24 protein-coding genes are annotated in these 24,194 nt (G+C 44.7%); 7 read left to right on the top strand and 17 right to left on the bottom strand.

All coding sequences use genetic code 11. The annotated features are described in order from the left end of the window. The first annotated feature begins 21 nt into the window (after window positions 1-21). Together cysC and katA are read left to right on the top strand one after the other, a co-directional pair. On the top strand, window positions 22-624 hold the full coding sequence (gene cysC / locus ACQW03_RS24375) for an adenylyl-sulfate kinase (RefSeq protein WP_220025151.1): 603 nt from the start codon (window positions 22-24) through the stop codon (window positions 622-624). Between the two features lie 297 nt (window positions 625-921). Then, complete coding sequence (katA, locus tag ACQW03_RS24380; RefSeq protein WP_441952184.1) at window positions 922-2,379, top strand: catalase KatA; 1,458 nt, start codon at window positions 922-924, stop codon at window positions 2,377-2,379. 121 nt (window positions 2,380-2,500) lie between these two features. On the opposite strand, the gene ACQW03_RS24385 is transcribed toward katA, so the two are convergent. From ACQW03_RS24385 to ACQW03_RS24415, 7 genes are all read right to left on the bottom strand, one after another. Then, complete coding sequence (locus ACQW03_RS24385; RefSeq protein ID WP_441952186.1) at window positions 2,501-3,811, bottom strand: MATE family efflux transporter; 1,311 nt, start codon at window positions 3,809-3,811, stop codon at window positions 2,501-2,503. Further along, a complete protein-coding gene (locus ACQW03_RS24390) occupies window positions 3,778-4,620 on the bottom strand; it encodes an ABC transporter ATP-binding protein (RefSeq protein ID WP_220025148.1) in 843 nt (280 codons plus the stop codon). The genes ACQW03_RS24385 and ACQW03_RS24390 overlap by 34 nt, the downstream gene beginning before the upstream one ends. After that, window positions 4,613-5,449 carry an ABC transporter ATP-binding protein gene (locus ACQW03_RS24395; RefSeq protein ID WP_220025147.1) on the bottom strand — a complete coding sequence of 279 codons (837 nt, stop codon included), beginning with the start codon at window positions 5,447-5,449 and terminating at the stop codon, window positions 4,613-4,615. Before ACQW03_RS24395 ends, ACQW03_RS24390 begins: the two co-directional genes overlap by 8 nt. Window positions 5,450-5,457: 8 nt before the next feature. Further along, window positions 5,458-6,312, bottom strand: a complete 855-nt coding sequence (nikC, locus tag ACQW03_RS24400) for a nickel transporter permease (RefSeq protein WP_071640943.1) — start codon at window positions 6,310-6,312, stop codon at window positions 5,458-5,460. After that, a complete protein-coding gene (nikB, locus tag ACQW03_RS24405; RefSeq protein ID WP_441952189.1) occupies window positions 6,309-7,253 on the bottom strand; it encodes a nickel ABC transporter permease in 945 nt (314 codons plus the stop codon). Before nikB ends, nikC begins: the two co-directional genes overlap by 4 nt. 1 nt (window position 7,254) lies before the next feature. Then, entirely contained in the window at window positions 7,255-8,790 is a 1,536-nt protein-coding gene (nikA, locus tag ACQW03_RS24410; RefSeq protein WP_441952191.1) for a nickel ABC transporter substrate-binding protein, read from the bottom strand. Between the two features lie 209 nt (window positions 8,791-8,999). Next, window positions 9,000-10,472 (bottom strand): DHA2 family efflux MFS transporter permease subunit, encoded by a 1,473-nt coding sequence (locus tag ACQW03_RS24415; RefSeq protein ID WP_071640939.1) that lies wholly within the window; start codon window positions 10,470-10,472, stop codon window positions 9,000-9,002. Window positions 10,473-10,597: 125 nt separating this feature from the next. On the opposite strand from ACQW03_RS24415, the gene ACQW03_RS24420 reads away from it, so the two are divergent. Both ACQW03_RS24420 and ACQW03_RS24425 read left to right on the top strand, forming a co-directional pair. Continuing rightward, window positions 10,598-11,167: a TetR/AcrR family transcriptional regulator gene (locus ACQW03_RS24420; RefSeq protein ID WP_071640937.1), complete on the top strand. Its 570-nt coding sequence runs from the start codon at window positions 10,598-10,600 to the stop codon at window positions 11,165-11,167. A 202-nt stretch (window positions 11,168-11,369) separates the two neighbouring features. Next, window positions 11,370-11,621, top strand: a complete 252-nt coding sequence (locus ACQW03_RS24425) for a YolD-like family protein (protein WP_023988845.1) — start codon at window positions 11,370-11,372, stop codon at window positions 11,619-11,621. Between the two features lie 208 nt (window positions 11,622-11,829). Here the strand turns inward: ACQW03_RS24425 and ACQW03_RS24430 are convergent, their stop codons facing one another. Then, entirely contained in the window at window positions 11,830-12,159 is a 330-nt protein-coding gene (locus ACQW03_RS24430; protein WP_071640935.1) for a DUF3817 domain-containing protein, read from the bottom strand. A 519-nt stretch (window positions 12,160-12,678) separates the two neighbouring features. Here ACQW03_RS24430 and ACQW03_RS24435 point away from each other — a divergent pair. After that, the gene (locus ACQW03_RS24435; RefSeq protein ID WP_441952195.1) at window positions 12,679-14,730 is read left to right on the top strand and encodes a stalk domain-containing protein; all 2,052 of its coding nucleotides are present in this window, start codon (window positions 12,679-12,681) and stop codon (window positions 14,728-14,730) included. A gap of 86 nt (window positions 14,731-14,816) precedes the next feature. On the opposite strand, the gene ACQW03_RS24440 is transcribed toward ACQW03_RS24435, so the two are convergent. From ACQW03_RS24440 to ACQW03_RS24450, 3 genes are all read right to left on the bottom strand, one after another. Continuing rightward, entirely contained in the window at window positions 14,817-15,779 is a 963-nt protein-coding gene (locus tag ACQW03_RS24440) for an aldo/keto reductase (protein WP_076293660.1), read from the bottom strand. Window positions 15,780-15,891: 112 nt separating this feature from the next. Further along, window positions 15,892-16,287 (bottom strand): MerR family transcriptional regulator, encoded by a 396-nt coding sequence (locus ACQW03_RS24445; RefSeq protein ID WP_076293661.1) that lies wholly within the window; start codon window positions 16,285-16,287, stop codon window positions 15,892-15,894. Window positions 16,288-16,381: 94 nt separating this feature from the next. Continuing rightward, a complete protein-coding gene (locus ACQW03_RS24450; protein ID WP_256703328.1) occupies window positions 16,382-16,579 on the bottom strand; it encodes a helix-turn-helix domain-containing protein in 198 nt (65 codons plus the stop codon). A 177-nt stretch (window positions 16,580-16,756) separates the two neighbouring features. Here ACQW03_RS24450 and ACQW03_RS24455 point away from each other — a divergent pair, with 177 nt between their 5' ends. Continuing rightward, window positions 16,757-16,966: a hypothetical protein gene (locus ACQW03_RS24455; protein WP_256703324.1), complete on the top strand. Its 210-nt coding sequence runs from the start codon at window positions 16,757-16,759 to the stop codon at window positions 16,964-16,966. A 315-nt stretch (window positions 16,967-17,281) separates the two neighbouring features. Here the strand turns inward: ACQW03_RS24455 and ACQW03_RS24460 are convergent, their stop codons facing one another. From ACQW03_RS24460 to ACQW03_RS24480, 5 genes are read right to left on the bottom strand one after another with little or no spacing between them, the layout of a single operon-like run. Next, the gene (locus ACQW03_RS24460) at window positions 17,282-18,670 is read right to left on the bottom strand and encodes a HAMP domain-containing sensor histidine kinase (protein ID WP_441952198.1); all 1,389 of its coding nucleotides are present in this window, start codon (window positions 18,668-18,670) and stop codon (window positions 17,282-17,284) included. Beyond that, the gene (locus ACQW03_RS24465; RefSeq protein ID WP_076293663.1) at window positions 18,661-19,320 is read right to left on the bottom strand and encodes a response regulator transcription factor; all 660 of its coding nucleotides are present in this window, start codon (window positions 19,318-19,320) and stop codon (window positions 18,661-18,663) included. The genes ACQW03_RS24460 and ACQW03_RS24465 overlap by 10 nt, the downstream gene beginning before the upstream one ends. A gap of 37 nt (window positions 19,321-19,357) precedes the next feature. Next, on the bottom strand, window positions 19,358-20,116 hold the full coding sequence (locus ACQW03_RS24470) for a lantibiotic immunity ABC transporter MutG family permease subunit (protein ID WP_068938791.1): 759 nt from the start codon (window positions 20,114-20,116) through the stop codon (window positions 19,358-19,360). Between the two features lies 1 nt (window position 20,117). Then, on the bottom strand, window positions 20,118-20,849 hold the full coding sequence (locus tag ACQW03_RS24475; protein WP_076293665.1) for a lantibiotic immunity ABC transporter MutE/EpiE family permease subunit: 732 nt from the start codon (window positions 20,847-20,849) through the stop codon (window positions 20,118-20,120). Window position 20,850: 1 nt separating this feature from the next. After that, window positions 20,851-21,558, bottom strand: coding sequence for a lantibiotic protection ABC transporter ATP-binding protein (locus tag ACQW03_RS24480; RefSeq protein ID WP_068938799.1), 708 nt, complete (start codon window positions 21,556-21,558; stop codon window positions 20,851-20,853). Between the two features lie 149 nt (window positions 21,559-21,707). Here ACQW03_RS24480 and ACQW03_RS24485 point away from each other — a divergent pair, with 149 nt between their 5' ends. Next, window positions 21,708-22,835 (top strand): NAD(P)/FAD-dependent oxidoreductase, encoded by a 1,128-nt coding sequence (locus tag ACQW03_RS24485; protein ID WP_220029546.1) that lies wholly within the window; start codon window positions 21,708-21,710, stop codon window positions 22,833-22,835. Between the two features lie 154 nt (window positions 22,836-22,989). On the opposite strand, the gene ACQW03_RS24490 is transcribed toward ACQW03_RS24485, so the two are convergent. Then, on the bottom strand, window positions 22,990-24,159 hold the full coding sequence (locus ACQW03_RS24490) for an MFS transporter (protein WP_076293666.1): 1,170 nt from the start codon (window positions 24,157-24,159) through the stop codon (window positions 22,990-22,992). Between the last annotated feature and the right edge of the window lie 35 nt (window positions 24,160-24,194).

The raw sequence follows: 24,194 nt of genomic DNA on the forward strand, positions 1-24,194 counted from the left end.
CATGAAAAAGGAAGGTGCTGAATGAATCCATCTTCGAATATAACCTGGCATGTGTCCGATGTTGATAAGCAAGCGCGTCAGCTTTTGAATGGCCATAAAAGTCCGGTGCTTTGGTTTACGGGGCTGTCAGGTTCGGGAAAATCAACGGTATCCTCCACACTTGAAAAAGCGTTATACGCACGAGGCATACACACGTTTATTTTAGATGGGGATAATGTTCGGCACGGTTTAAATCGGAATCTAGGTTTCCTGCCCGCTGACCGCAAAGAAAATATCCGCCGTATTGCTGAAGTAGCAAAGCTAATGGCACATGCGGGTGTTCTAACGATTTGCGCCACCATTTCCCCTTATCGTGAAGATCGTAAAATGGTAAAGGAGATTTTACAGCAGGAAGGTTGCTATGAGATTTATATACAGTGCAGCTTGGAGGAATGTGAGCGACGCGATCCAAAAGGAATGTACAAGAAAGCGCGTGCCGGAGAAATTCATCATTTTACGGGTATTGATGCTCCCTATGAAGCACCGCTGGAACCCGATCTAATCGCATCGACTGAAGGTCGGGAGGTAATCCAGTCGGTTCAGGATATCTTGGATTTTCTCGATAGGAAGCAGCTGCTTTTATGATCTTATGATGAATTCTACATGAATATTGTCTGAAAGCCTCCATGCCAAAACTTCGAGAAGTGATCAAAGTAATCATTATAGAACATAAAAATTGAAGCATACCTATTAGTAAATTAATACAGTAGTGCATATACGGCAAGCCTTATAGGGCTTGCTTTTTTGTTTATGATTTTAAACTAATTCTAAATCCTAGATTGTAATAATTATAAAAAAGTATTGATTTTTGTTTGTGCACAATTTATAGTGAAAGGCACATAGTCAACCAACAACCAATTCATTCAAGAGGTGATGTCAATCATGAGTAACCAACCAACGAACCTGACTACAAGCTGGGGCGCTCCTGTTGGAGATAATCAAAATTCGATCACAGCAGGCTCACGGGGTCCCGCACTAATTCAGGATGTGCATCTGCTGGAGAAATTGGCGCATTTTAACCGGGAGCGTGTGCCGGAACGTGTCGTTCATGCAAAAGGTGCAGGGGCGCACGGATATTTTGAAGTCACTAATGATTTGTCTGCATATACAAAAGCAAGCTTCTTGTCTGAAGTTGGCAAGCGTACACCGATGTTTATTCGCTTTTCGACTGTGGCTGGTGAGCTGGGCTCGTCCGATACTGTGCGCGACCCGCGTGGTTTTGCGGTGAAGTTTTATACAGAAGAAGGCAACTATGATCTCGTGGGCAATAATACACCTGTGTTTTTTATTCGGGATGCCATTAAATTCCCTGACTTTATTCATACGCAAAAGCGTCATCCCCAAACCCATCTGAAAAACCCGAATGCGGTCTGGGATTTCTGGTCCCTATCTCCTGAATCGCTGCATCAGGTAAGTATCCTTATGTCTGACCGCGGTATTCCAGCTACACTTAGACATATGCATGGTTTCGGTAGTCACACGTTCAAGTGGGTAAATGCCGAAGGGCAGGCAGTATGGGTGAAATATCATTTTAAAACAGAGCAAGGTGTGCAAAATCTTGATGTGGATTTGGCTGCGAAAATTGCTGGTGAAAATCCGGATTATCATACAGAAGATTTGTTTAATGCCATCAAAAAAGGTGATTTTCCTGCATGGAAACTTCATGTGCAGATTATGCCGGTAGAAGATGCAGATACGTATCGCTTTGATCCATTTGATGTGACAAAAGTATGGTCTCAAAAGGATTACCCGCTGATCGAGGTTGGACGCATGGTGCTGGATCGCAATCCTGAGAACTATTTTGCTGAGGTAGAGCAGGCGACATTCTCCCCGGGTTCATTTGTTCCTGGTATTGAGGCATCCCCGGATAAAATGCTGCAAGGACGCCTGTTTGCCTACGGAGATGCACATCGCTACCGTGTAGGTGCAAATCACAATTCGTTGCCGATCAACCGTCCGCATGCGGAAGTACACAACTACCAACGTGATGGTGCATTACGCAGTGACAGCAATGGCGGAGGATCTGTTTATTATGAGCCTAATAGTCTCGGTGGACCCAAAGAATCACCGGCGCATAAAATTGCCCCTTTTGAAGTGTCTGGCGAGGCTCAAAGTGTAGCCTACGATCATCATGATCACTACACACAGCCGGGTGACCTATACCGCTTGCTCAGTGAAGAAGAGCGCGCACGTCTGGTCCGAAACATCGTAAATGCGATGAAGCCCGTAGAAAGTGATGAAATCAAACTACGTCAGATCGGACATTTCTACAAAGCTGATCCTGAATACGGACGCCGTATAGCCGAAGGTTTGGGCTTGACCGTTCCTCAAGGCGAGTAGAGGTATCTGCAAACTCCTAACCTGAAAGCCGTATGAATAAATAATAAAAGGATGTCCCAACACCACGTACATGGTGGATGGGACATCCTTTGTTTTTGAGAGCGATGTAAATCAGGTGCTGCTATATCCTCTGCAAGCGAGGTAAATAGATTACAAGAAACAGTGACCGTCCTAGTGCAAATACGATAAAGGATAGCCAAAGTCCGTGATTCCCATAATGGGGAACGCACCAGAAGAGAGCGATCAAAAAGCAGAGCAATGACATCAGCATCGAATTACGGATCGGATACGTTACCGTCATCCCCGTAAACACACCGTAGAATACCAGTCCCAGCCCGGCTGCCAGCGGAAAGACCACAAGCCATCCATTATAAGAGCCTGTAAGGCTAATCACTGTAGCATTACCCGTAAATAGTGAGATAAGCGGCTCTTTCAGTGCGAGATATAATCCTCCCGTCACTACGCTGGTCACCAGTGTCCAGAACCAGGACAAGTGAATAACCCTTTGCAGCATTTTACGATCCCCGGCACCCCGAGCCTGACCCGTCATGATGCTACTGGCGTTGGCGAACCCGTCAAAAAAGTAAGCCATAATATAATGGATCTGCAACAAAATAGCGTTTGCCGCCAATTGATCGGTTCCAAAGCTTGCACTGCGCGCCGTAAACAGATTAAACATTGTCAGCAGACAGGCTGTGCGAATCATGAGATCAAGGTTTGTTGCCATGACATTTTTCAACTCTGAAGCTCCAAACCAACCTCGCCAATTCATCTGTCCGCTTTGCTTCCATTCTCTCCAAATTGATGAGCGGAACACCAGCACCAGACCCAATACACATGCAAGAACTTCCGCAATCAGAGTAGCGCTTGCTACACCCGTGACATTCCAATGCATGATCTGTGTAAATACAATAGCTAATACCATATTGATCACATTCATCGAAATTTGCAAAAACAATGTAGCCTTCACGCGGGACAAACCCATCAGCCAGCCTAGCAGCACATAGTTCACCAATGTAAGGGGTGCTCCCCAAATACGAAAGTTAAAATAAATCGCTGCCTGCGCCGCCACATCCTGCGCCGGATGAATTAGCTGGAGAGAAGCCAGCAGAATTGGCTTTTGTAACACAACGAATACCGCACCAATGAGTAAAGCAATGGCCAGTGGGCGCATGAGAGCAGCTATGCCCTGGTCGTTATTTTGTGCCCCTGCGGCTTGTGCCGTGAAAGCTGATGTGCTGACTCGCAGAAAACCAAACAACCAATATAAAGTATTGAAAATAAGAGTGCCCACCGCTACACCGCCTAAATACGCGGAATGGCTTAAATGACCGATTACTGCTGTATCCACCGCACCGAGCAGCGGGGTTGTAATCGTCGAAATAATTAAAGGGATAGCTAAAGCAAGATAGGCTCGGTGGGAAGGCAACATGTTGAAAAAACCTCCAGTAATGATTGTGTATAGGGATGGCGATCCGAATGAAATAATGCTTCCTTGGGAAAATGCTCAAGCACACTGCCTTCTTTCATGACCATGATTCGGTCACTCATAAAGTGCACAGCCGCCAGATCATGCGAGATAAACAGATAAGCCAGTCCTAATTCATCCTGCAAATCCTTGAGCAGATTCAAAACGGTGGCTTGTGTAGTCACATCCAAACTTGCTGTTGGCTCGTCCAATACGATAAAATTCGGCTCTGTGCTGATAGCACGTGCGATGGTTACACGCTGCTTTTCCCCACCGCTGAGCTGATGTGGAAACTTGTCCAGATAGCTGGCTGGAAGCTTTACCATCTCAAGCAAATGTTCTGCTATATCCCGACGTTCTGAGGACATACCCACCATAAAGGAAGGAACATAGCACTTAAGCTGGTCCAGCGGCTCCATTAGGGATTGCAGGATGGTTAGTCTGGGGTTCAAAGCCGCAGATGGATGTTGAAATACTGCACCCAGCCTGCTGCGAATCCGTTTTAATTCGCTCCGCTTTAGCCCACGGATAGACTGTCCATCCAGTCTAAGCTCACCTTGATCAAACGGGTCCAATGTCAAAATACAGCGAGCGAGTGTGCTTTTCCCACTGCCGCTTTCCCCGACGATACCCAGACATTCTTGGGGGGAGATCGACAGAGCAACATCTTGCAGCACCGTTTTACCTCCAGCGTAAGCCTTCGTCAAACCGGAGACGGTCACGACAGCATTAGACGTATCTTGCTGCTGAGCGCAGGCGGCTTGATTATTCATGTAAAGCGCTCCTTTCCAATGCGTTCTGTTCTTCAGTGCTGTTGTAAGGCAAACGTGCTGGAGCGCCCGGAGACAGCGGTGGAATAGCCGCCAGTAGACGACGAGTATACGGGTGGGCCGGATGGTTCAGCACCGCTTGCGTTTCACCAGTTTCAACCAGCGAACCTTCGCGCATCACTGCGATTCGATCTGCATACTTGCGTACATGACGCAGGTCGTGAGTGATCCACAAGACGGAAATACCCGTTTCCGCCCGGATTTGGTCAATGAGCTGAAGCACACGATGAGCTGTGAGCGTATCCAGCGCGGTTGTAGGCTCGTCGGCAATAAGCAACTTCGGCTCCAGTAGCAGTGCAGCCGCAATAGCTGCCCGTTGCAATTGACCGCCGCTGAGCTGGAACGGATAGCTGCGGTACACGCGCTCGGCGGGAAGCTGTACGCGCTCCAGCACCTCGATACAGCGCTGTTTGCGCGCCTTGCGATCTTGTTTGCCATGGGCGCGCATCAGCTCGTCCAGTTGGCTGCCCACACGCAGAAAGGGGGTGAAAGCCCCGTGGTAGTCTTGAAAAATGTAAGATATTTCACTACCAAGCAAAGAACGTCTTTGTTTAGCGGATAGATCCAGCAAATTATTGTCCTTCCACGCAATAATTCCTTCCGCTGTAACAGAAGAGGGGAGGAGGCCGCCGATAGCAAATGCCGTCATGCTTTTGCCACTACCGCTTTCGCCGGCTAGAGCACACCATTCCCCCGGACGAACGGCAAGCTTCAGTTGCTCTACAATCGTTTTTACATTTGTCCGAATTGTTAAGCCTTCAATAGTCAGCATGTGCCAGTTCACTCCTCTGTCCGGGTTTTAACATCATAACGGTCGCGCAGTTTGTCTCCAAATACGTTCGCCAGTAGCACTGTTAGCACGACAGCTATCCCTGGAACAAGCATCAGGTGGGGAGCCATTTGAAAATACGCTCGTCCTTCATTCAGCATCGTACCCCATTCAGGAATTGGCGGCTGTGGACCTAAGCCCAAAAAAGATAGGGAGGCAATCATTAAAATGATTTTGCCGATATCCAGCGTAGCCAGCACAAGAACATTCCCAATTGCATGGGGGAGAATATGCCGCATGACAATCCGCAGGGAGGAGGTACCCGCCAGTATGGATAACGAAATGTAATCCTTTTGCTTTTCAGCCAGAACGGTACTACGCACCAGGCGTGCATAACCCACCCATTTTACCGCAGTCACCGCGAAAATAAGATTTACTAAGCCTGGTCCGAGCAAACCGCTCAGTACAATGGCAAAAATATAATCAGGTAATGTCATGAAGGCATCGACCACCCGTTTGAATACACGATCCATCCAGCCTCCAATAAACCCTGAAAGCAGACCAAGAGGGACCCCGACAACCAGCGAAACGGCCAAAATCAATAAACTGGTTCCGACAGTCGTCCGAAGTCCAGCTATCACTCTCGATAGTACATCTCTGCCCAAATGATCTGTTCCCAGCCAGTGTGTAGCGCTGATCGATTGTAGTCGATTCCCCATCTGGATACGATACGGATCTTGCGGAGCAAGAAACGGAACGACTGTAATTGCTGCAAGAATGAGCAGGATGGAGAGCGACACGATCCATGTATTGGACAATCGCGTTCTAGTGAGCTGCCTGTTTTCCGCATGTACGGATTTTATCATGATAAACGTTTCTCCTTCAAAGCGATTTCAGGATTGACCCAACGGTAGGACAGCTCTACCAAAATATTGATACATACAATGAATGCAGCCATAAATACGGTATAGCCCTGAATAATGGGGTAATCCCTTGCGGCAATGGCATCCACAATCCATTTGCCCAGCCCTGGATAGGCGAATAGCACTTCAATCACGACTGTGCCTCCCAGTAGGCTACCTATACTCTCACTGAATACCGTAATGAGTGGAACTAGACTGTGACGGAACATATGTCTGAAAAAAATGCGGATGGGGCTGATTCCACGCGCTTGCGCCGCTTTGATAAAGTCTTGCCCCGAGCTTTCAATCAGACTTGCGCGGATCATTCGTACATAAACGGCCGCCATTGCCAATCCCAAGGTAAGAGAAGGCAGTACCAAATGAAAAGCGGTTCCTTCACCCATAGACGGCAAAATGCGCAATTTAACTGCAAACCATTCGATAAACAAAAGCCCCAGCCAAAAGCTGGGAATCGAGGAGCCAATTAAGGCAAACACACGACTGGCTCTGTCAATCCAGCGGTTACGGTAGAGCGCCGCCATCGTTCCCAACGGGAGAGCTATCAGCAGCATAATGAACAGAGACCCTCCGATCAGCAGCAGTGTATAAGGCAGTTTTTCCATAAACTCTGTGAATACTGGACGATGGGTTAAATAAGATTGTCCAAAATCAAACTGAAGCAACTGAACCAACCACTTACCATATTGCACAGGTAATGGTTGATCCAGCCCCAGTTGGCTGCGCATATCCATAATTTGCTGATTGGACACAGCTACATCGTCGACTCGGAGAATGCTCCGGACGGGATCGCCCGGAACAAGCTTAAGCAGACAGAAGCTCACAAAGGAAAGAATAAGAAAGAACAAAACCAGTTCAAGAAACTTTTTGGCGATGGATTTAAACATGCTAGTTCACATCCAGGTCCTGGGTCAGCAAGTAGTATTCACTTTGGCTAGTTACCCAGTTATGTACGTAATCGCGATAGGCCACTACGTTGTTTGGATGGACCAGAAAGGATTGCAGATTTTCTTGGTCAATCAGCGTGACAGCCTTCAGCGCCAGCTTGTTGCGTTCTTCCTCATTCACGGTTGTGTTCAGCTGTGAAATCATACCCGTGAGTTCCGGTACATGCACACGCCCATAATTCAGTGCTCCGTCAGGCATGTAAGCCGCATTCAGAAAATAGCTTGCATCGCCGCGCGGGGCTGTAATGCTACTATAAGTCGCTAAATCCCAATCCTGATGAGCGGCAAGATATTCGTCAATATTATCAACCTGACGGATATCAATCGTAATGCCAAGTTCTTTAGCGTTAGCCTGAATCAGCTGAGAGATGAGTGGAAGCTCCGCTCTCGACTGGTAAGTTAGCAATGTAAGATGAAGCGGCTTGCCGTCGGGGTTCGCAACTTTTCCGTTCTGTACTGTATATCCAGCTTGCTTGAAGCCTTCTCGGGCAGCATTCAAATCAAACTGTTTCGTAATATATTCCGGTGAAAAAGGAAAGTTGGGCAAGAACGGGCCTTGAGCAGGGGTTCCCTGACCAGACATGATACCACTGGCGATCTCATCCCGGTTAATCAGGTTATCAAATGCTTTACGTACAGCCGTCTTTTTCAGATCGTTATTGTTCATATTGTAAATAAGCTGATGCGTTCGCAAACTAGGAAGTGAGTCAACCTTTACGGTAGAATCAGCTTTCAATAGCTCCAGACTTTCAATTGGCGGGCGATACACAATATCAGCAGTTTTGGCTTGAAAAGCAAGCTGACGTGCATTGGCGTCTTCGTTAAACATGAATTTAGCATGTTTCAACTTTACTTCACCGTTCCAATATTGTTCATTGCGATCTAAATTCAGTTCACTTCCAGCACGGAAACTGGCAACCTTGAACGGTCCCGTTCCTGATGGGAGGTCACCTGTAGCTGTTGTGTCTATAATAGCCGTATTCGGATGAACCAGCTCGGACACAAATTCCGGGAAAGGCTTGTCTGTCGTAATGGTCAAAATCTGTCCATCCGCATGAATATCACGGATATGTAGCGCATTTTTGACCGATGGATTGAGCTTTAGCGCTCTTTCCAAGGAGGCTTTGACAGCAGCGGCATTGACGACTTTACCGCTGTGGAAGTTCACACCTGGTCGGATGTTGAAGGTCCAGTGCTGTCCGTCCTTGCTGTCCCATTTGTCTGCAAGCCAAGCTTCCAGCTTAAGATCCTTGTTCACTTTGATCAGTGTTTCACTTACTCCAGCACGAACAGCTGTGTAATTTACATCTGAATGAGGATCTATAGAAGGGCTTTGCACATTGAACAATAAGGTGACACTTTTATCTTGTGGTGCAGCAGATGGAGAGGGTGAAGCTGACGGAGATGAAGCGCAGGCTACCATCATCACCGCAATTACCGCAGGTATAAATAGTTTAAAATACAAACGCTTAAACAACAGAGAGTCCTCCTTAATAGTAATCGTAATTTTTACGCTTTAATTCATAAATCATATCGTAACCAAATGAAGGAGCTTTGTAAATATGTAATTGATGAATGTGTATGTAAATTCATATGAAAAAAGGCTGCATAACCAATAGTGAGATGGTTAGCAGCCTCTAAGTGTATTTAGATATTTTTATTTGGAGTGGCAAAAAAAATTATGAATTAATGCATGGGTGCTTTGGCAGTGCCATGTTCAACATGAACTCTGCGGATGAAAAACGCAAGGATCAAACCGACCACACTAATGATCATCGCAAAGAAAAATGAATTTTGTGATCCGATTGTCATGGCATTGGCCATTTCATTTACCGATTCAGGCATACTGGATTGGCTCAAATAGCTGTCCATGCCTTTCGAGAGAATGCTTACTGCTACGGCTGTACCGATAGCACCAGCAACTTGTTGGAGCGTGCTCATAATGGCCGTTCCGTCTGGGTATAGATCCATAGGGAGCTGGTTAAGGCCGTTTGTCTGAGCTGGCATCATAATCATGGAAATGCCGATCATCAAGCAACTATGAAGCACAATAATCAGTACGAGAGTTGAAGTTGTTGTAATGCCGGACAGGAAAAACAAAACAGCGGCCACGATCACAAGGCCTGGAATAACAAGCCATTTGGGACCAAATTTATCGAATAGGGAGCCCATAATGGGAGACAAGAGACCGTTGATAATCCCACCAGGCAGAAGTACCAAACCTGCTGTTAGAGCAGACAGAGCCAGCCCTTTTTGCAAAAAGAGTGGAAGAATCAGCATCGTAGAAAGGATCGTCATCATACATAGGAACACCATAATAACGCCGATAACGAACATTGGATATTTAAACACACGCAAATTCAACATTGGCTGCTTCATTTTCAATTGACGTACAGAGAACAGTATCAACGATACCAGACCGACGATCACAGGAAGCAGAACCATCGGGCTAGCCCAACCTTCGCCACCTTCTCCAGATTTACTGAAACCAAACACGACACCGCCGAAACCAATGGAAGACAGGAGGATAGATAAAAAATCAATTTTGGGCTTGGTCGTTTTTGAAACGTTTTGCATAAATAAAATACCGCAAATCAGCGAGAGAACCAAAAACGGAAGAGAAATCCAAAAGATCCAATGCCAAGACAGATTTTGCAGTACCAGACCTGCAATGGTAGGTCCCACCGCAGGTGCAAACATAATTACCAATCCGATGATTCCCATAGCCGCGCCTCTCTTTTCAGCCGGGAAAATGATCAAGATGGTGTTAAACATCAACGGCAATAACAGCGCTGTACCAATGGCCTGAAGAATACGAGCGATCAATAGCACTGAAAAAGTAGGTGAAAGTGCAGCAACGAGGCAACCAGCTATTGAGAACAGCAACGATGTAACAAACAGCTGTCTTGTCGTAAAGGTTTGAATCAGCAATCCCGATACAGGTACTAAAATACCGAGTGTCAGCAGATAAGCGGTCGTCAGCCATTGGGCTGTTGCAGTTGTAATATGCAAAATCTGCATCAAATCATTCAGTGCAATGTTAAGTGCCGTTTCACTGAACATCCCAATAAAGCCACTAAGGAGCAGGGCAATCATAATAGGTAGCACCTTGAACGTTTTGGGTTCAGACGGTGAACTCGTTTGACTCTTTGTACTCATGTTGTTTTTGTTCCTCCAATAAATTAATGGGTATTGAATTATAACGATCGGTCTATATATAATAAACATGTTGTTATTTTTTTGTCAAAGGAATTATAAATAATATATAATGAAGGATGCTGTATATGGCTGCTAAACCCGAATCATACGAGAATATCGTACAAACCGCATCGAAGCTCTTTTTTCATCAGGGGTATCACGCGACCGGACTGAATCAGATTCTTGCGGAGAGTGGATCACCGAAGGGCTCACTTTATTATTATTTTCCGCGTGGTAAAGAAGAATTAGCTTTGGAGTGCATAAGAAGAGGGAATGAATTTATTAAGCAAAAATTAAAACGTACACTGGACGAAAACGATAATCCTGTACTAGCCATTCAGAATTTTATTCGCAATACAGCTGAGGAGGCAGACCGTACCGGCTTTAACGACTTCATGCCGATTGGCTTCTGGGCTGCTGCGGAAACTTCCTGTATTAGCGAATCGCTACGTCATGCTTGTGTGAATACATTTGCAGATTGGCAACGCATTTATATGGAGCGTCTTCAGAAATCGGGATGGACAGAGGAAAAGGCACACAGTCTGGCGGTACTTATCATTTCGATGCTCGAAGGTGCATTAATTTTGGCTGTTACGCAACAGAGCAGTGCTCCTATTTATAATATCGTGGATTACATTCCACAGTTGGTCAAATAATCCTGTCTCTTCGATTTTCAATCGCTCCTAATGAGCTCCAACAAGCAACTTTAAAAAGCCGATGTTCTCGTTTTTGAGAACTTGGCTTTTTAGTGTATCTGAGACGTAATTTTACTCACATTACCAGCACCAAATGATGAAAAGTATGGTAAAATGGAATGAATTTGATTTTGATTTTGCACGAAAGGAAGGGTGATAGCAAATGGCAAAAGCGAAGGTAGCCAAACGGCCTACTCGGGATGAATTTGTACTGGAGGAAATCGGGAATCAGCTTGTAGAAGCACAACGTGAGCAATCCGAAATCGTATTGACCGTATGGGGACGCCAAGAAACAACCCGCGGACAGATCGTTAAAATGGACCCGAGAACGGGAAAGGTTCATGTGGAGAGTAATGGAGAAACAGAAAAAGTTCCTTTCATGGATATTATGAGTGTAAATTACCCGAGAGATTAGTTGTTGTGATTACATAAATATAGCAGAAAGGGACGAAAAGAATGACAAAGTTAGGGTCTCCCTTACTGCTGTGGGAAAGTAACAATTTACAATTCGCGTATACAAAAACAACCGAGTGGTTTAGAGCCATCGGTTGTTTTTTGTATGCTGCTGCATGAGTGGGAAGAGAAAGCCGCGTTATTGTATTGGCACTTTCCCTTGTACATGCTTATGTAGCTTTTATCGGGCTGGTATGACTGGCACGTGCTTCGGCTTTCTTAAGCACCTTACGATCAAAAATGAAGGGGCCAAACGGCAACAGCGATGCAATCAAGGCTGCAAGACTTTGCAGTAGCGTTATTTTCCGCAAAATCAGCATGACCACAGTAGCTATGACATAAGCCACGAACAGTACCCCATGGATCATACCCACCCAGCTTACCATTTGCGGCATTCCAGCTGCATATTTAAGCGGCATAGCGATACACACAAGCAGCAGATATGAAATCGCTTCAATATTACCAATGACACCAAACATCTTAAAGGTATTTTTGAACATAATACACCTCCTTCTCCTATTGCTTAAAATTTAATATATCCTATAATGCAATGTTATTAAACGGTAGAAAGTTACGATATATCGAATATTTACAGCTGAACCCCAAGGTTATGTCAGAGCTTTCACATGACTGAAGTATCTCCATCAATGCTTCATTTTGCTGATTCCAGCGTCCTACAGATTATCGTTCCCGGAAACTTTAATCGTAATTTCGTTTACCTTGTCAAAGTGATGAAATTGAAGCAAACAATAGGCATAGAAAGATGGCTTGGAGTAAGAAAAAACACTAAGCAGATCAAGTTCGAAGGCTTAGTATATGCTGTTTGCGCGACCCTATCAGTAAAAATGCTAGTGTGAAGCCTAAACATTTTGTATGCAAATTCCGATAACAGTTAAATGAACGTGTGTACATTATAGTGTGAATTTCAAAAGCTGGATGGCAGCAGAAGGGTTTGTAAGCTTAACTTATTAGTTTTGACAAATAAAATTTCCATACTGGTATCAAGGAGAGCATAGATCATGAATAAAAAACGTTTGCGTCAATGGATGGCTCCGTTCGCAACGGCTACACTGATTTTGAATACGGGATATGGCATTTTGGCACCCGATGCAGTGGCTAGCGCGTTGCCGACTGAGAGGCATAACTCAAATCTGACAGGACTGAATACAGCACAGTTACATACCAAATTAGCAACCGCTCAAGGTCGTAATGTGCCTGTTACTTCAGGCACGAAAGTGACTACGTTAACAAAAGGTTATAGTCAGAATACCTATCTTAACCAAATGCTAAAAGTAATGTCGAGTCAAATGGTTACTGCGAATATCGCACCGGCAGAGGTCGGCAATCTGACAGCGGTTCCTACAGATACAACAAAAGTAAATTTGTCCTGGACCAATCCGTCGGACATTAATTTTGACCACATAAAAGTGGTAAATGTCACTAACGATGTATATGTAGATAACATTCGAAGTAACTCTTATATGATGAGCGGTTTACAGCCGAACACGACATATACCTTTCGCGTGAAAACGGTGAATAAGAGTGGAGATGAATCTCTAGGTACGACAATACAGGCTAAAACGGCTTCCGTTGATGGTCCTGTGGATAAGACACCCCCAGGAGAGGTAAGCGGGCTGACAGCTACGAATGTAGGATATAACGCTTTTACCGTAAATTACATATTGCCTAAGGATGCTGACCTGAGCCAAGCGATCATCTATTTAAATGGTAAGGAAGTGCAGCGAACTACAGGGACGTCCTATACGTTCAGTGGATTGATTGCTTCCACAAACTATACAGTACTGGTCAAGACTATTGACAAATCCGGCAACATATCTGGAGGAATCAGTATTCCGGTTACGACCTCAGCGCTCACCGTTGATACCGTGCCCGAAGTGACAGGAGCTACAGTGACATCAGTTAATAACTATAGCGTCACTGTTTCCTGGACGAGACCCAGCGGAATTAGTACAGTCAGTCTGTATAAGGACGGGCAACTGGTAACCGATTCATCAGGAACATCCTATACATTCAACAATCTTTCTTCAGGGCAGGCCTATTCGTTCACGATTAGGTCCAAGCGAAGCACAGGTGCATTGTCCTCCGGTGTGAGACTGACTGCCACAACGGACAGTACGTCCTCCAATTCGTCAGAAGTGTCCAATCTTGAAGTAGATAGCAAAAGTGACACCTGGATCAAAATCACCTACGATATGCCGAGTAAAGCCGACAAGGTGAAGATATATGTTGATGGAGATTATAAGGGAACTACAAGCTCTGAGTCCTATAAAATCACGGATTTGCGAGAAGGACGCTGGTATGAGATTAAGGTCGTAACTGTCAATAGTAATGGAAGAGAATCTAGCGGTGTAAAGATATCAGAACGCACGAATTCGGATGGTTACTATTCTTCTTCGTCATCTAGTTCATCGAATTATGAGAAAGCGAGAGATTTGATGCGAATTGCAGAAAACAGTCTGAATGCCTCGGACTGGCGTTCTGCCAGAGATGCAATCAGTGATCTGCCGAGCGGAACCCGTAAAAGCGATTTGCTGGATCGGTTAGAAGCTATTCGCAATAGAGCGATTGGTACCAGTAGTTCATCATCCGGGACGAGTTCTACAACAACAACTTCTGGTACAACGTCCTCATACCCTAACAATGCGGTTTCCTCATATTCAACTTCGTTCACCCTGACACCAGGAGCTAAATCAGCTTATGTCGATGGTCGTGCTACGACGATGGCTCAGGCTCCGCGAATCATAAATGGGGCGACGATGGTCCCGCTGCGCTTTATTAGTGAACGGATAGGTTACGAGGTAAATTATGAAAAGGCGACCAAAAAGATCATTCTGACTCGACCTACAGACGGCAAACAAGTAGTGCTTCAAGTCAAGAATTCGACCCTTGCCGTATATGAGTTAAACAACTCCCGGAGTTATTCGACGAACATCACAGCTCCGGTAATTGTTAACGGCTACACGCTGGTTCCATTACGAGTGATTAGCGAGCTTTCGGGGTATCAGGTGAACTATAATACTGCATCCAAACAAATTACGATTACAAAATAAATACTTCTGCAAGAAAGGGTTCTAAAGTTTTCACTTTAGAACCCTTTCTGTGTATTAGGAAGTGTATGTAGAACAATGACAATCTGTTACTCTGTAAACAAGTTATTTTGATTGAAAAGAATATCGAGTTGCTTAAGCTCGCCACTTGTTAGTCGAACACCCAGAGTTTGAAGATTGGACTCGATTTGATCAGACTTGGTTGCACCTGGAATAATTAGATCAACGGCTGGACGCGTTAATAGCCAAGCTAGCGCAATCTGTGCAGGATCTACACCCTTGTCTTTCGCGAATACTTTGAATCGATCCACGCGTTCCAAATTCGCGAGAAATGCTTCTTTTTGAAATAAAGGATTATTCATTCGTGAAGTATCATTAAATACATCATCCTTCTTATATTTACCGGCCAACAGACCTGATGCGAGCGGGAAAAAAGGAATCAGTGAAATTTCGTGCTCTAGACAATAAGGAATAACGTCGGCTTCTGCATGACGGACCAGTAGTGAGTACTCAGCTTGAAGAACATCCAAGTGCTTATCAGCATTAAAAGCCTTAAGCTGCTCAAAGCTTAAATTTGAAGCGCCAATGGCTTTGATTTTCCCTGACTTCTTCAGCTCTGCAAGTGTGTCAGCAGCTTCAGCCAGCGGGGTACGGCTGTCGGGAAAATGAAGAAAGAAAATGTCAACATAGTCTGTCTGTAATCTCATCAGGCTGTCATCCACAGCCTTACGTAATGCAGCTGGACTGTTGTCGACTTCCAGATGGCCTTGATTAAATTGCGGGTTAGAAGAAGCTTTAGTAGAGATTACAAGATGTTCCCGGCCACCATGTTCCCGGATGGCTTCACCGATTAACTCCTCAGAGTGGCCCATTCCATACAGAAATGCGGTATCAATGAAATTGATTCCTTTTGCAAGGGCAGTTCTAATTAATTGTCGGCTTAGAGTATCATCGACTTTTGGATACATCATTGAATTACCTACCACACCTGCTCCAAAACCAAGTTTAAATGCTTTTAATCCTGTTTTTCCTATTGCTATTGTATTGTTCATGTTTATAAGCTCCCTTTTGTATGATGTGGAATCCTTGGAGGGAATCTAATGCACATCTTACAACCTGGTGTAAACACTAGGTCAAGCAGAGCAATTCAGTTTTAAAAAAAGATTAAGTTTGGGTCTCAAGCGGCAAAAACTTTTGGCCAAATTTTTGCCCGGTTTGCAATTTCAATTCAATCATATCCTTAATTTCCTGAAGTTCTTGCAGCTGCTGATCTATCTTTTTTTGGTAATTGTAAAGCCTATCATACCATTCATTATTTGATATGTTGCTCTCATCTAATTGAAGCTGGATAATAGGTTTTAACTCCTTCAGCGACATTCCGGCTTTTTTTAAACACTTGATCATTAGAAGTGCCTCTTTGTGTGAATTGTTATATATCCTGTGCCCATTATTTTTGCGGGCCACGGGAGGAAGAAGACCCATTTTCTCATAGTACCGTAAGGTATCCTCACTGATTTGGAATTGATCCATAAGTTCTTTCATTTTAAAATTTGTTGTCATCTCTCGTCACCTTCGTAAGGGAATCTTTAACGCTTAATGAATGTATTAATTATAATACATGGAGTTAACACGAGGTCAAATGCTGATCTACATATTACTGTATATTCGAACAGGCATTAAAACGAAATTCATGCGGAGTAAATCCACATCGTTCCTTGGAGATTCGATAGAAATACTTCATATCATGAATCCCGACTTCAAGTGCGATCGTTTGAACGCTCCAACTAGTATCTAGTAGTAAGCTACAACTCTCGTGAATACGAATATCCTGTAGCATTGTTGTATAGGTCATTCCGCTAGCTTTTTTAAATTTGCGTTGAAATTGACGTGAACTAATGTTTCCCGGTGCTTTGATTGCTGCATTGCTTGGGTTGGTAGGTGGGAAAATTCGGATGCAAAGGGCAATCGCTTTGTATTCTCGTTGGCATTCCTGTTCCAAGTCATGGCATACCTTATATTAGGTATTTTTATGGACGCGGTTCCTGCCGTGATTACGATTATCTTAATTCTAGCGAATACTGGATTAACATTTGCTCAGATTACAATGGCAAACACCATTTCTCGAACATTAAGTGGTAATCAAACCGGAGCTGGTATGGGTATCTATATGATGGGAAGCTTTATGGCAGGGGCTATCGGAACGTCTATTCTTGGTTCCGTACTTGATCAAAGAGCATAAAGCAAAATTATGTTCAGCTTTTTTTGATTTTGGGCAATTGGATTATAGGCTTTGCTATTTTTTATTTTACAGTTTTTCGTAAGGAAGTATCACCGTTCAGCAGCACATATAGTAATCCAATAACCTTATAATAATCGCCAGGCTGTGCCAGGAGTATTTTCATTCCGATGGCAAAATGATAAAACGCTACGGACCTTCATATGTCAGTAGCGTTTTAAATTGTTTCAATAACAAACGAGGAAGAGGTGTGTGCCTTATGAATCGAACCAAGCCTAAGAGCAATTTATTTATTTCGGTAATTTTCTCATTATGTCGCTAATGAACTGACGGAATCTCAATGCTTACCTGTCCGCCGCCTGTCTGGGTGGAGTTGGTGATGATCAGCTTTCCGCCATGTAGATTGACAATGGATTTTGTTATATACAGCCCCATACCGTAATGTCCATTTATTCTTCTGGACGAGTCACCCATATAGAACTGCTCGGCGGCCTGTTTGAGGCCTTCCGGAGAGAAGCCTGGGCCTTCGTCTAAGATGCTGAACCGAATGCAGTCTTCCACAGACTCTATGGTCAGCTGGATCTCGCTATATTCAGGCGCCTGATCTACCGCATTAGAAGCAACATTCATAATGGCTCGCTCAAGTAGAACTGGGTCTGCATACAGTGTCTTAGGGAGGTTATATGCAGCGAATGCTACAGATATTTTTTTAACAGCAGCCAAGGCCAATATCTGATCTTTCACTTTCGTTAAATAGAAGTCAGCATCCATCGTTTCCGCCCGCAGGGTGACAAGCGTTTCCGCTTTTGAAATTTCAATAAGAGTCTTAATATACTGCTCCATCTGCCTGGTGCTTTCCGATATATAATCCGTATAGTTCTTTTGCTCTTCGGACTGATTGGTCTCGGACAGTAGCTCTATGTTTCCACGAACGATAGTGAGTGGTGTTTTGACATCGTGTGCTAGGGCGGATATTTGCTCGCGGCGAGATCTTTCCAGATTCCACTGTTTCTGAAGCGAAGTCTTTAAAGTTTCTTTCATTTTATCCATGGAATGCAGCACCTGATCGATCTCCATCACGCCACTGAATTCGATTGAGAAGTCCAGATCCTGTGCTTGAATTTGTTTGGTGGCCTGCTGCAACCCACTCATCTTACGTGCCAGCTTTCGTCCGAAGGAGGAAGCCAGCAAGGCACCTCCCCCCAGAAAGGCGATACAGAACACGGCAAAAAAGGGCAATTCCGCGTTCGGCAGGTATTGACGCAGGATAGGAAGTTCAAACTGAGCCGAGACAGAATAGCGCATCACAGTAACTTTATCATTATGTGAGACTTTTACATAGTTATAGGGAAATTGATAAGCAGTATCGTTCTGCTGCGTAACACTCCAAGCAGTTTGAGCCTGCTTTTCAGAAAGGTTTCCCTCATTGAGGCGGCCTTCCGAAGTGAATGATGCGTATTTATACAGTTTCTGCCGAGAATCCGGCTGTAGGGTCTTGCCAGCTTCAATGATTGTCTTGTCCTCCCGCACCTGATTCTCAGCATAGTTCGCGGGGAGAATGGTCCCACAAGACATCAGGACATAGAAGATGAGAACCAGGAACAGAGCGAGCGCAATCGTCCCGATACAGAACATAACTAAATAACCCAGAAAAATGGTTCGTAGTTTGGTTGTCTTGCATGCTTGCTGTACTTTGGTTACTTCCATCGGTACCCGATCCCCCAAACCGTCTCCACTGGCGAAACCTCTACTTTGCCAAGCTTGGCTCGGATATTTTTAATATGCTCCACGATGGTGGCGGAATCGCTGTCCCCATCCAAGCCGAAGACAGCTTCGTAAATCTGCTCTTTAGGGAACACCTGTCCCCAGTTCAGGGCTAGAAACTTACATATCTCATATTCGCTTTTGGTAAACGGTACTACAACATTCTGAACGGTGATTTCCTTGCCGGACAGATTAAAATGAACTTCCCCAATGCAGAATACATTACGCCGTTCACGATTCTCCCGTCTGAGATGGGCGTTGATTCTTGCGCGCAACTCTCCAGCACCAAACGGCTTGACAATATAATCGTCGGCCCCTTCCCCAAGCCCTGACATCACATCGTTCTCCATGGATTTTGCGGTGAGGAACAGGATCGGGCAGTCTATTTTGCTGCGAATTTCCCGACAGAGTGTGAACCCGTTCATGGTAGGCATCATCACGTCAAGCAGGATGAGGTCAAAGGCTCCAAGCTGCATGGTGAGAACCTGTGGGGAGTCGGAGACCACCGTGACAACATGGCCATCTTTCTGCAAAATATTTTGAAGGAGTGCCAAAACGGCGGGTTCATCATCAACGGCCAACAAGTTTGCCATGCTTAATTCACTTCCCTTGCTTTCTTTACTCTAGTCTTTATTCCGACGAATTGTGTCCTTCCCAACGACAAATCCATAATCCTAATAATACCATGATGACTACGGTCCCTACTACGCAATATCTGACTCCCGAATCAAGCCGTATAGCTTCAGGAATAGATACTGCTGAGTTTATACCGTATTGCACCCAGATCGTGATGAATCGGGCAGTCCAAGCAGAGGGGATGAATATCCAATTATGATCACCCAGCCCTGTAAGAAGCAAAGCGGACAATAGACTCTCCATAATGCCTAGACCGATGGAAGCTCCCTTGCCGAACCGCAAACTAATGAAAAAATGCAGAAAATAGAGGAATACACTGGACATAAACAGAATGCAGGCAGCCAACACATAAAACTTCAAGCCATACGGTGACTCTCTCATAAGATATATATAGCCAGCCCCAAAGCCACCGGAGGCAAGCAGCACACTGCCAAATCCCAAGATCAGGAGCAGGCTGAGCTTGCTCAGGAAAGGCAGCAGCTTCACTGGCGAGATCAATAGCTGCTGGAAATTGCCAGCGACTGCCTCCTGCTCAACAGCAATGGAGCAGACAATACCAATCATGGTAGGAAGAACCACGGCCAAGACCTGCAAATAGCCGTCCACCTTTGAAATCGGTGAATACGGAGTAAAGGAATAATAGGCTAGAAAGATTGCTATGCCTAAAAGCGGCACAAACAGCTGCACAAGCAGTAAGGGCTGCCTTCTAAGTTTAAGCACATCGGATTTCAGATAGCGGAAAAAAGAAATCATCTTATTTATCCTCCCGCTTGCGGAAGGATATCGCCGTCAGTATCGACAGAATTATAAACAGGCAGATTGTGATCACTAGGCCGGGCACAATCACGCCTTTATCCAAAAGCGGATCTCCTGAAGGAACGGCAAGCCCATTAGGTAGTACTTTAATGACGGCGCACATTAATCGGGCTGGAATAGCATAAGGGACCGCCCACCACACAGAGGACGTAGCGAACAAAATGGTGCAGGATACGTTGCCCAGCATATTAATAATTAGAGTGGCAAACATGCCTATTCGGTCCGTCAGGAACAGGCAAAGTGGAACTTGCCACAAAAAGGTGATGAAGAGGATTAGAGTTGCGGCAACGCTTCCTGCTAGTGTCACAGAAGTTGAGAATACGAATCCGCCAAGAGTTATCCCTATAAATAGGACAATAAAGGAAACCATTAAGAGTCTTACGCAAACCCCGATTTTACCGTACCATACCTGAGCCAAATCTACAGCCATGCCGAGGACAGCACGGCATTTCAGCTTCTTGCCATCCTTTTGGATCACTCCTGAGCACATTAAGGTGAGGGCACCTGGCAGCAGCATGAAATACCACCAATTGTAGCTGGCGCTTTGGAGCATACGTCCTCCCATGAGTACGGTACACAGAAGAAGAGTAGCGATGGGGGCAAGCCAGACCAACTTTTTTGTGAAGGTACGCTTTAATTTTAGATGTTCGGCGGCTATATATTGCTGCATTCTACTCATCTCCTTTTCGGTATTCCTGTGCAATCTGCATGAACAACGATTCCAGGCTTTGTCCTGGAGTGACCGCCTCTTGATAAGCTAATACGCCGCCCGCAATGATACCGACATGGTCAACGATTTGTTCGACTTCGGATAAAATATGGCTGGAAAGAATTACGGTAATTCCTTGCTTCGGGAAGGAGCGAATCAACTCGCGTTGCTCCTGAATACCAATGGGGTCTAGTCCGTTGGTTGGTTCATCTAAGATCAATAGCTTGGGATGATTGAGGAGAGCAATGGCAATGCCCAGCCGCTGTTTCATACCCATCGAGAACTGGCCCGAGCGCTTTTTCCCGGTATGGGTCAAATCAACAATGTTCAGCACTTCATCAATCTGCGAATCAGGCAATCCCAGCAACGTTGTACGAACTTTGAGGTTCTCTCTAGCTGTCAAATTTTCATAGAGTGGAGGGGATTCGATTAGTGCGCCGATCTGAGCAAGATCTTTTCGGGACCAGGGTTTTCCTTGAAATAAAATCTCACCGGATGTCGGGCGTAGCATACCGGTTAACATTTTCAAGGTGGTTGATTTTCCAGCCCCATTTGGGCCAAGTAGTCCATAGACGGAATTCTCCTGAATAGACAGTGTGACGTTGTTCACCGCCTGTTGTCGTCCGAAGGTTTTGCAGAGATTTTTAGTCTGTAAAATAATGTTATCCATATCAGTTCATCCTTTTCATTTGTTCTGACAACTACTTTAAAGATCAATTCTAAGAACTTTATAAGGATTTAAAATATTAATTTCAAACTTTATGCATTCATGCACTATTCGCTATAATGGATACAGTGATTTAGGAAAGGGATGTAATCATGAAGAAGGTCATCGTAATCGGATCAGGAATTCTGGGGGCATCGACAGCATTCCATCTAGCAAAAATGGGTGCTAATGTCATTATTGTAGATCGTAAAGATAAAGGACAGGCTACTGATGCCGCTGCTGGCATTATCTGTCCCTGGCTATCACAGCGACGCAATCAGGCTTGGTACCAACTAGCCAAAGCGGGAGCGCGTTTTTACCCTGGGTTGATTGAAGAACTCAAAAGCGAGGGAGAAACAGAAACTGGCTATGCTCAAGTGGGGGCTCTCAGTATTCATGATGATTTGGAGAAAATCAAAAAAATGGAGGAGCGGGCACACTTACGACAAGCGGATGCACCGGAAATCGGTGAAATTACCCGGCTAAATGAAAAAGAAACCCATGAACGGTTTCCTTTGTTAGTAGAAGGTTATCATTCTGTTCATATTAGCGGTGCCGCCCGAATAGATGGGCGTGCGCTGCGGGATGCGTTGGTCCGATCAGCACAAAAAAACGGGGCGGTCCTTATACAAGGAAATGCTACGCTTCAATATGAGTCCGACCATGTAACGGGAGTAGTGGTCGGTGCACAAAGCTTCTCGTCTGACAAGGTCATTGTTTGTGCAGGTGCATGGGCAAATCAACTACTGTTGCCTTTGGGCATTCATTTTAAGGTTAGTTATCAAAAAGCACAAATTATGCATTTGCAGGTTTCTAATAGGCAAGACACAGGCACTTGGCCTGTAGTCATACCGCCTTCTGATCAATATCTGCTGGCTTTTGATAAACAGAAGATCGTAATAGGGGCGACTCACGAAAATGAAATCGAAGGTTACGATACGAGAGTAACAGCAGGTGGGATGCAGGAAATTCTGGATAAAGGTTTAGAATTGGCCCCTGATTTAGCAAACAGCACTTTTCAGGAGGTAAGAGTTGGTTTCCGTCCTTTTACACCCGGTTTTCTACCAGTGATCGGAGCTGTTCCAGGCTGGGATGGTCTTATAGCGGCAAATGGGCTTGGAGCATCCGGGTTGACCATGGGCCCCTTTATTGGAAATCAGCTGGCAAAGTTGGCACTTGGAATGAATTTAGATATCGATATCAATGATTATGATATTCGAAAAGCAATAGATGAAAGTTGATTCTTGACCGGAGAAATGAAGTCGCCACAATGGCGGCTTTTTTAGCGATATAAGTTCTTTTTCTCAACTTTAAGTGAACTTATATCGCTAGCTGAAAAGGGCAATTACAGGTTTCCATTTTAAAGATTAGATAACCATCTAACCGTTGAGTAGTTTATAGAGATTGACTCGTATTAATGTTCAAAACTCCGCTACGTAAGAACAAGATAAGTGACATACTAAAACAAACCACAGTAAACAGGCTAACGGAAATAAAACCACCAGAGTGTGCATATAGCATTCCCGCTGTGAAAGAGCCAACCGCCGTACCACAATACATAGAAGAATTGGCAAGTGATGAAATTGTTCCTCGTGCTGTAGCAGACAGGGTTTGAAGCAAACTCATCATAAGTGGAAAAATCATTCCAAGGATGAGGAAGATCAGGAAATATGTAATTTCGACATAAGTTACGCTAGGTAAATATGGAAGAAGTAAATAAAGCAGGCCGATGAAGATTATTCCATATTTCAAAGAGTGTCTAGCACCTACTTTATTAACTAGGCTACTACCAAATAAGCTGCTGATCGTATTTCCTAAACCAAGGAACAGAATTACCGTACCAATACTTGCAACATTGAGACTGAATTTATCGGAAAGCCATGTGCCAATAAAAGAGAAAGCAGCAAAATTTCCGAGTTGGAATAGGAGATAGGCAAGAAAAGCGATCTTAGGTGTTGATCCGCGTAGTAATGAACGATATCTACTCCCAATAGAGGAAGCCTTATGCTTCTGTAGAGAAGCAGGTAAGGAGGGCAAGAGAACAGCAGTCAAAATAACGATCAAGAAGGTGCAGCAACCAGTTATAATAAAAGGTGTTTGCCACCCTGTGGTAGCGAGATAGCTGCCGATGGGCACACCCAGCATTTGGGAAACGGCCAATCCTGCGGTAGCAACCCCCATGGCTTTTAATACTTTATGTGGTTGAACCAGCTGAGGAATGGCAGCCCAAACTTGAGGCGACGCGAAAGCGGCGCTAATCCCAGCCAATAAGCGAAAAGCAAACATGGTCCAAAAATCCGTGGCAAAGCCGCAAAGTAAAGTAAAGATACCAAAACCAAGCAAGCCGAACAGTAGTACTTTTTTTCGATTCCATTCATCTGACAAAGGTCCTGCAATTAAGGCAAACACAGCATAACCTAAAGCATAGGCCGAAACGATCCAGCCTGATTGCTCGATAGAAATGCCGAAACTTTCACGAAGAATAGGTAAAAGAGGCGATACAATGAACGTATCTGTGCCGATGAAAAACATGATAAAGAAAAACAAGGTGATAATTTTATTCAAAACTAATTCCTCCATTTGTTCTATTGTTCGATAAT

Source organism: Paenibacillus sp. DRB1-1 (genome assembly GCF_052119485.1).
GTDB lineage: Bacteria > Bacillota > Bacilli > Paenibacillales > Paenibacillaceae > Paenibacillus > Paenibacillus polymyxa_B.

Bases quoted from the DNA above. Each gene is read 5' to 3' on its own strand.
- nikB (WP_441952189.1), bottom strand. From the start codon at position 7,253: ATGTTTAAATCCATCGCCAAAAAGTTTCTTGAACTGGTTTTGTTCTTT.
- ACQW03_RS24415 (WP_071640939.1), bottom strand. From the start codon at position 10,472: ATGAGTACAAAGAGTCAAACGAGTTCACCGTCTGAACCCAAAACGTTC.
- ACQW03_RS24465 (WP_076293663.1), bottom strand. From the start codon at position 19,320: ATGGCAAACTTGTTGGCCGTTGATGATGAACCCGCCGTTTTGGCACTC.
- cysC (WP_220025151.1), top strand. From the start codon at position 22: ATGAATCCATCTTCGAATATAACCTGGCATGTGTCCGATGTTGATAAG.
- ACQW03_RS24395 (WP_220025147.1), bottom strand. From the start codon at position 5,449: ATGCTGACTATTGAAGGCTTAACAATTCGGACAAATGTAAAAACGATT.
- katA (WP_441952184.1), top strand. From the start codon at position 922: ATGAGTAACCAACCAACGAACCTGACTACAAGCTGGGGCGCTCCTGTT.
- ACQW03_RS24480 (WP_068938799.1), bottom strand. From the start codon at position 21,558: ATGGATAACATTATTTTACAGACTAAAAATCTCTGCAAAACCTTCGGA.
- ACQW03_RS24385 (WP_441952186.1), bottom strand. From the start codon at position 3,811: ATGTTGCCTTCCCACCGAGCCTATCTTGCTTTAGCTATCCCTTTAATT.
- ACQW03_RS24425 (WP_023988845.1), top strand. From the start codon at position 11,370: ATGGCAAAAGCGAAGGTAGCCAAACGGCCTACTCGGGATGAATTTGTA.
- ACQW03_RS24440 (WP_076293660.1), bottom strand. From the start codon at position 15,779: ATGAACAATACAATAGCAATAGGAAAAACAGGATTAAAAGCATTTAAA.
- ACQW03_RS24485 (WP_220029546.1), top strand. From the start codon at position 21,708: ATGAAGAAGGTCATCGTAATCGGATCAGGAATTCTGGGGGCATCGACA.
- ACQW03_RS24475 (WP_076293665.1), bottom strand. From the start codon at position 20,849: ATGCAGCAATATATAGCCGCCGAACATCTAAAATTAAAGCGTACCTTC.
- ACQW03_RS24470 (WP_068938791.1), bottom strand. From the start codon at position 20,116: ATGATTTCTTTTTTCCGCTATCTGAAATCCGATGTGCTTAAACTTAGA.
- ACQW03_RS24455 (WP_256703324.1), top strand. From the start codon at position 16,757: ATGGACGCGGTTCCTGCCGTGATTACGATTATCTTAATTCTAGCGAAT.
- ACQW03_RS24390 (WP_220025148.1), bottom strand. From the start codon at position 4,620: ATGAATAATCAAGCCGCCTGCGCTCAGCAGCAAGATACGTCTAATGCT.
- ACQW03_RS24460 (WP_441952198.1), bottom strand. From the start codon at position 18,670: ATGGAAGTAACCAAAGTACAGCAAGCATGCAAGACAACCAAACTACGA.
- ACQW03_RS24420 (WP_071640937.1), top strand. From the start codon at position 10,598: ATGGCTGCTAAACCCGAATCATACGAGAATATCGTACAAACCGCATCG.
- ACQW03_RS24445 (WP_076293661.1), bottom strand. From the start codon at position 16,287: ATGACAACAAATTTTAAAATGAAAGAACTTATGGATCAATTCCAAATC.
- nikC (WP_071640943.1), bottom strand. From the start codon at position 6,312: ATGATAAAATCCGTACATGCGGAAAACAGGCAGCTCACTAGAACGCGA.
- ACQW03_RS24430 (WP_071640935.1), bottom strand. From the start codon at position 12,159: ATGTTCAAAAATACCTTTAAGATGTTTGGTGTCATTGGTAATATTGAA.
- ACQW03_RS24435 (WP_441952195.1), top strand. From the start codon at position 12,679: ATGAATAAAAAACGTTTGCGTCAATGGATGGCTCCGTTCGCAACGGCT.
- ACQW03_RS24450 (WP_256703328.1), bottom strand. From the start codon at position 16,579: ATGACCTATACAACAATGCTACAGGATATTCGTATTCACGAGAGTTGT.